This is a genomic window from Lancefieldella parvula (genome assembly GCF_963530955.1).
Classification (GTDB): Bacteria; Actinomycetota; Coriobacteriia; order Coriobacteriales; family Atopobiaceae; genus Lancefieldella; species Lancefieldella parvula_A.
In genome coordinates this window covers 22,548-28,709 of the sequence record NZ_CAUSFQ010000008.1, presented here as the reverse complement: position 1 = coordinate 28,709, position 6,162 = coordinate 22,548, and the positions used below count along the sequence as shown (strand labels likewise).

Here is a 6,162-nt window from a genome sequence, read left to right as displayed (position 1 = left end):
ACCTACATCAAGAAGGTGTGGCTCATAACCTCGTCAAAGATAGTGGTAACTACAAACATACCAATTGAGGCATAAAGGATTGCTGCCTGCCAAGAAAGGTGATTGGTCTCGATTTTTGAAATACGAGGATCAAGCTTTCCTTCTTTAAGGCTGACGGGGTCATCAATATCGCGCGTAAAGCCCATCTGACGGTCCTCGTACTCTTTTCCGCTAAAGAGCAGACCAACGCCACAAGCAATAATTCCCAAAGAAGAAATGACGTACATAACACGGCGCACCCAATCGATGCCCGTAAACATATCCATACCGCTGGTAAAGTACGCAAATGCAAAGATAACAGCACTCATTCCAGCTGCTGTAAGACAACCATAACCAAATGCACGCAAGGCACTCAGTGCCAGCTCTTTGAACTTCTCGCCACGAGAAGGTGTTTGTGAAAACTTGCTATCCATACACAACTCCTTGGTTGTTTATTTGTTTTCTGTATAGCTTATAGCGTATAGGAAGTCTTTGCTTGATGATACAATTTCTACAGTAAATCTTGGCAGGAGGACGCATGCGTATCGGCTTTGATAACGAGAAGTACATCACTATGCAGGCGGATCGAATTCACCAGCGTATCAGTGAGTTTGGCGGCAAGCTCTACCTTGAGTTTGGCGGTAAACTGCTCGACGACAACCACGCTTCTCGCATCCTCCCTGGATTTGCTCCAGATGCAAAAGCTCAGATGCTTCAGCAGCTTGCTCACGAGGCAGAGGTTGTCTTTGCCATCAACGCAAATGACATTGAAAACGGTAAGCGCAGAAGCGATATTGGCGTTACCTATGCCGATGACGTACTGAGGCTTATGGATATCTTCCGTGCACGCGGTCTTGCTATTGGCGGTGTTGTCATTACGCAGTACTCTGGTCAGCCAAAGGCAAAGGCCTATCGTGCGCGCCTAGAAAACATGGGCATTGCCGTGTACCGCCACTACCCCATTGAGGGCTACCCCTCCAATATTGACCTGATCGTCTCGGCGGAGGGCTACGGTAAAAACGAGTACGTAAAGACTACGCATCCTCTGGTAGTTGTAACAGCACCTGGTCCTGGCTCTGGCAAGCTTGCTGTCTGCCTCTCGCAGCTCTACAACGAGAACGCGCGTGGAGTCCGCGCAGGTTATGCAAAATTTGAGACATTCCCTGTTTGGAACCTTCCGCTCAAGCATCCCGTAAACGTTGCCTATGAGGCAGCCACGGCAGATTTGGGCGACAACAACATCATCGATCCATATCACCTTGAGGCTCACGGCAAAGTTACCGTTAACTACAACCGCGACGTTGAGGCTTTTCCTGTGCTTAAAGCCATGATGGAGAAAATCGCAGGTACCAGCCCGTATCAGTCTCCAACCGATATGGGTGTCAATATGGTTGGCAACTGCATTATTGATGATGAGGTTTGCCAGGAAGCTTCAAAGGCAGAGATTGTACGCAGGTGGTTTAGAGCTGCCGAGAAACTCGAGCGTACGGGCATGGGTGAACGTGAACTCACAAAGATTAATCTCTTGATGAAAGACGTTAACGTTGACCAGAACTTCTCGCCAGCTCATGCTGCTTGTTTGCATAAAGCAGAAGAGACAGGAAAGCTTGCGGGCGCTATGGTTATGCCTGACGGCACCATTATTACCGGTAAGACTTCGGAGCTGTTAGGTGCGCCGGCGTCGCTTTTGCTCAACGCCCTCAAATACGTAGTTGGTATTGAGAAGAAGACGTTTATTGTCTCAGATGAGGTCCTAAGGCCTATTTGCGCACTAAAAGAGAACAACTTTAAGCTGGCTCGCACCAGCCTCTGCGCTGATGAGATGCTCATTGCGCTCTCTATCAGCTCAATTACCAACCCATTGGCCGGAAAAGCCGTTGATGCCACCCAACTACTCCGTGGATGCGACGCGTATTTCTCGTCAATTATTCCAAGCGATGACGAGTCCATCTATCACAAGCTGGGCATTAACGTGTGTTGCGAGCCAATTTTTGAACAAGGACAATTCTTTCACCAGTGATTTTTAAGAGCTCACATAAAAGCAAGAAAACGAGAAACTCTACGACTCGTTCTAAAACTAAACATACACCTGCTTCTGCAAACGCTTCAAAACGTAAGCAGCGGGCGATGCATACACTTGAGCAAAATTCCCAGAACAATCCTGTTGTTACATGGGGACTCATTACGCTGGCCATTGTGTTTCTGCTGGCATTGTTGCAATCGTGCCAGGGACTTTTCTCCCTCTCTTTTGACAACAACCTGATTATCAAAAACGAAGTCCCCTATGAGTGGGAAAACCTCACCTATGATGCAACGGGACGTGCACATTATGTGGTGGACGGAGAAGAGCTCACACGCACGGGCGTTGACGTCTCTTCTCACCAGGGGTTAATTGACTGGGAGGCCGTTGCTGCCGATAACATTCAGTTTGCCATGCTTCGCATTGGCTACCGCGGCTCCACCGAGGGTGGTATTCGCGCAGATGAACTGTTTGAGACCAACCTAAAGGGTGCGCAAAGCGCTGGTCTTGATGTAGGTGTGTACTTCTTCTCGCAGGCTATTAACGTGGAAGAAGCTCGCGAGGAGGCTGCTTTTGTTCTGCAGCAGTTAAGAGAAGCAGGAGTTACAAAGCTTGCTCTTCCTATTGCGTTTGATCTGGAGCCTTCTCCCGATTACAGTGGTCGCGCCGACAACCTTTCCCCCGCAGAAACTAACGCAATTGCGCGCGCGTTTTGCACCACTATTCAAGAAGCGGGATACCGCGTTATTGTGTATGGCAACAAAGTTGATCTAAATCGCTTTGACCTGGTCTCGCTTGACGAGCCCATTTGGCTGGCGCAATACGTTGATCAACCAGACGTAAACTTTAACTTTTTGATATGGCAATACACTTCAACAGGACAAGTTGACGGCATTACCGGTTCAGTTGATTTGAATTTGGACTTCTCTGCAGTCTCTACAAGCAAAAGCCCAAAGTAGCAACTTACCCATCGAAACTACTGGACATTCCACAGTCACGTCGCAGCCCGTAAGGCTATCCGACCTTCACGGAACCAGCCAGGGTAACGGTAGGATCAAGCGCCTGAGCATGCGCAAAAGCGCCTCCAGGGCTACATGAACTTACCAGCGTAAACACTACCCACAAGATGATGGCTGCAAGCAATACCGCCAGCGCCACACGACCCAGTCTCATGCGAGAAGAACGACGCCTTCTAGCCGCATATGCTGCCTGAGCTTCATCTCTGGGATTGAGCGTTCCATAGTGATTGCCGTAAGTAGTTCTTGCTCGACCACGTGCACGGGCGGCATCTGCACGAGCATGGTTAACGGGATTTGTTGGGCGATCTTGCGTCATCCTACGCTGCGCCTGTGCACGGCTTCCAACAGCTGCGTGACGACCTCGTACCGCACGCGGAGAGGTAGAAGACTCCCCATTACGAGAGACAGTAGGTGGAACCTGAGCTGGACGCTTTTTCTTACCAAAACCAAAGAGGTTGTTCTCTGCCATCAACAATCCTTGCTAAAAGATTCGTTTACCGAAAAAAGAATACACCGACTTTGCTTTTCTCGCCTTGAAAAGCATCTATCCCGTTACAATAAAGCGCTATACAGACTGATTTTCTGTAAAGTCTGCACAATTTGAGTTCATGGGGGACGTGTGAAGAAACTTTTACTGATGGCAACAGGAGGAACTATTGCTTCTGTTTCCACTGAATCGGGCTTGGCTCCCTCACTTTCAGGAGAAGAGCTTTTAGCCAACGTCCCTCTTGTTCATGACCTCTGCGAATTTGATTTCAAACAAGTCATGAATATCGATAGCACCAATATGCGTCCTCAAAACTGGCTCCAGATCAGAGACGCCATTATTGAGTCATACGATGCCTACGACGGCTTTATTATCCTTCACGGCACCGATACCATGGCATATACCGCCGCTGCCCTCTCCTACCTGATTCAAAATAGCGAGAAACCCATTGTGCTCACAGGCTCTCAACAGCCAATGGCAAATCCGTTTACCGACGCCAAACTTAACCTCTACCACTCCGTTCTCTACGCACTTGACGACAGAAGCGCCGGAGTTGTGGTGGTTTTTGGCAACGAGGTTATTGCCGGCACCCGCGCTCATAAACAGCGCACCCTGAGCTTCAATGCATTTACGAGCATGAATTATCCACCGCTTGCCCACATCCGTGGCAACAAGATTATTCGTAGTGCTCCAAATCAAGAGCAGGTAGATGGCGGTCTTACCACCTATGAAACGCTTAATACACGTGTCATTGTGCTTAAACTGACCCCCGAGCTTAATCCATCTATCTTCTACCTTCTGAAGAATGACTACGACGCTATTGTGCTTGAAACCTTTGGTATTGGTGGCATCCCCTCATACGACGGCTCTTACGAAGAAGCTATCACCGATTGGATTGCGTCTGGTCGCACTGTAGTTATTACCACACAAGTTCCTGAAGAGGGTCTTGACCTGGGTGTATATGAAGTTGGTAGAACCTATCAAGATATGCCCGGCGTTCTCTCTGGAGACGATATGACTACCGAAGCTCTGGTTGCAAAAACTATGTGGATGCTTGGTCAGACCTCCGATCAACGAGAGCAAGAAAAACTGTTCTACCAGGTAATTTGTAACGACAGAATTCCACAGTCCGTGGATACAGAAATTTGCGAGTAGCCGATGAGAGACGCCACATTTAAACCTACCGTGCTCTACCTAATTGCGCTTATCATCTGCGGTTCTAACGGAATCGTTGCAAGCTTTATCAATCTTCCTAGCTATCAAATTGTCTTCTTCCGTATGCTTTTGGGCACGCTCTTTTTGCTCGCGGTTAAGCTTGTACAAAAAGAGGCTTTTACCATTCAAAACTACCCCAAGGACTTCCAGGCACTCGTCGGATCAGGCATTGCCTTGGGTCTTCAGTGGACCTTCCTTTTTGAGGCGTATCGCCTGGTAGGCGTTGGTATTGCAACGCTTGAGTATTACTGCGGACCCGTCATTGTAATGGCGCTCTCTCCCCTTTTGTTTGGCGAGAAACTCACTGCTAAAAAGATACTAGGATTTCTTGTAGTTGTTATTGGAGCTGCCCTTATTATTGGCTATGGAGTTGGACTGAACCTCTCGCCAGTTGGCCTTCTTCTAGGCGCTCTCTCTGCTGTTCTTTATGCCGTCATGGTTATTTGTAACAGGCAACTCAAAGATGTTTCTGGTATTGAAGGTACCAGCATTCAGCTGGGCATTGGCTGCGCTATTGTTGCTCTGGTTACTGTTGTATTCCATGGCATTGAGCTGCCCGCAGATCCAGCATCGGTAAATTGGCTTGCCGTTTTAACCATCGGCCTCTTTAACACAGGCCTTGGATCATTTTTGTATTTCCCACAACTTACCAAGATTCCAGTTCAGCGCGTGGCAGTCTTTGGCTACCTTGAACCACTATCTGCAGTTATTTTCTCGGCACTTATCCTTGGCGAGCCTTTTGGTCTTCTCAAAATAATAGGCACCGCCTGCATCATAGGCGGTGCCATCTTTGCTGAGCTATCAGGTTCCTCTTCGAACAAATCAGAGGCTATTGAAACTCCACTGTAAGCAATAACGCAAAAGCGCAGCGAGCTTACATTGGCATAGTAGGAGCCACAAAGACGCGAGCAGCGTTCTCGCGGTCAAGATCAAACAGGTTCTTTGGATCTCCACCAAAGAGCTCCACTGCCTTGAGAAGATCGGCAGCGTTTGCCTCTTCCTCACCCTGCTCCTTAACGTACCAGTCAAGCAGCTGCATAGTACGGAAATCGTTTACCTTCTGAGCAACGGCATAGCACTCGTTAATGCTTGCAGTAATGAACTGCTCGTGCTCATAAGCTGCCTTGATTGGCTCAACTACCTTGGAGAAGGTAAGGTCTGGCTTTGCGATTGCCTCCATGGTTGGAGTCCAATCGTTATCAAGCAGGTAACGACGAAGGATACGTGCGTGAGCAAGCTCTTCCTGAGACTGGATGACATACCAGTTTGCAAAGCCCTTCAGACCCTGCTCCTCATAGAAATCTGCAAAGGTCAGATACAGATAAGCGGAATAGAACTCTTTGTTGATCTGCTGAGTAAGGATGTTACCAACGTTTGTGTCAAGTGCCATGTTCTTCTCTTTC

At 48.4% G+C, this 6,162-nt stretch carries 7 protein-coding genes; 4 read left to right on the top strand and 3 right to left on the bottom strand.

All coding sequences use genetic code 11. From position 1 onward, the window contains the following. Positions 1-2: 2 nt before the first annotated feature. Positions 3-452 (bottom strand): hypothetical protein, encoded by a 450-nt coding sequence (locus RWJ43_RS01520; RefSeq protein ID WP_314006961.1) that lies wholly within the window; start codon positions 450-452, stop codon positions 3-5. A gap of 104 nt (positions 453-556) precedes the next feature. Here RWJ43_RS01520 and RWJ43_RS01515 point away from each other — a divergent pair, with 104 nt between their 5' ends. Both RWJ43_RS01515 and RWJ43_RS01510 read left to right on the top strand, forming a co-directional pair. Continuing rightward, positions 557-2,038 (top strand): DUF1846 domain-containing protein, encoded by a 1,482-nt coding sequence (locus RWJ43_RS01515; protein ID WP_035432701.1) that lies wholly within the window; start codon positions 557-559, stop codon positions 2,036-2,038. A 107-nt stretch (positions 2,039-2,145) separates the two neighbouring features. After that, a complete protein-coding gene (locus RWJ43_RS01510) occupies positions 2,146-2,997 on the top strand; it encodes a glycoside hydrolase family 25 protein (RefSeq protein ID WP_314006958.1) in 852 nt (283 codons plus the stop codon). A gap of 55 nt (positions 2,998-3,052) precedes the next feature. Here RWJ43_RS01510 and RWJ43_RS01505 read toward each other — a convergent pair whose 3' ends face one another. Then, positions 3,053-3,526, bottom strand: a complete 474-nt coding sequence (locus RWJ43_RS01505) for a hypothetical protein (protein ID WP_314006956.1) — start codon at positions 3,524-3,526, stop codon at positions 3,053-3,055. 150 nt (positions 3,527-3,676) lie between these two features. Here RWJ43_RS01505 and RWJ43_RS01500 point away from each other — a divergent pair, with 150 nt between their 5' ends. Both RWJ43_RS01500 and RWJ43_RS01495 read left to right on the top strand, forming a co-directional pair. Continuing rightward, a complete protein-coding gene (locus RWJ43_RS01500; protein WP_314006954.1) occupies positions 3,677-4,699 on the top strand; it encodes an asparaginase in 1,023 nt (340 codons plus the stop codon). A 30-nt stretch (positions 4,700-4,729) separates the two neighbouring features. Next, the gene (locus RWJ43_RS01495) at positions 4,730-5,608 is read left to right on the top strand and encodes an EamA family transporter (RefSeq protein ID WP_314006951.1); all 879 of its coding nucleotides are present in this window, start codon (positions 4,730-4,732) and stop codon (positions 5,606-5,608) included. A 25-nt stretch (positions 5,609-5,633) separates the two neighbouring features. Here RWJ43_RS01495 and RWJ43_RS01490 read toward each other — a convergent pair whose 3' ends face one another. Then, entirely contained in the window at positions 5,634-6,149 is a 516-nt protein-coding gene (locus RWJ43_RS01490; protein WP_314006949.1) for a ferritin, read from the bottom strand. Positions 6,150-6,162 lie beyond the last annotated feature (13 nt).

What these genes read in the sequence shown, in the direction of transcription:
- RWJ43_RS01520 (WP_314006961.1), bottom strand. Translation starts at nt 452, where the DNA reads ATGGATAGCAAGTTTTCACAAACACCTTCTCGTGGCGAGAAGTTCAAA.
- RWJ43_RS01515 (WP_035432701.1), top strand. Translation starts at nt 557, where the DNA reads ATGCGTATCGGCTTTGATAACGAGAAGTACATCACTATGCAGGCGGAT.
- RWJ43_RS01510 (WP_314006958.1), top strand. Translation starts at nt 2,146, where the DNA reads ATGCATACACTTGAGCAAAATTCCCAGAACAATCCTGTTGTTACATGG.
- RWJ43_RS01505 (WP_314006956.1), bottom strand. Translation starts at nt 3,526, where the DNA reads ATGGCAGAGAACAACCTCTTTGGTTTTGGTAAGAAAAAGCGTCCAGCT.
- RWJ43_RS01490 (WP_314006949.1), bottom strand. Translation starts at nt 6,149, where the DNA reads ATGGCACTTGACACAAACGTTGGTAACATCCTTACTCAGCAGATCAAC.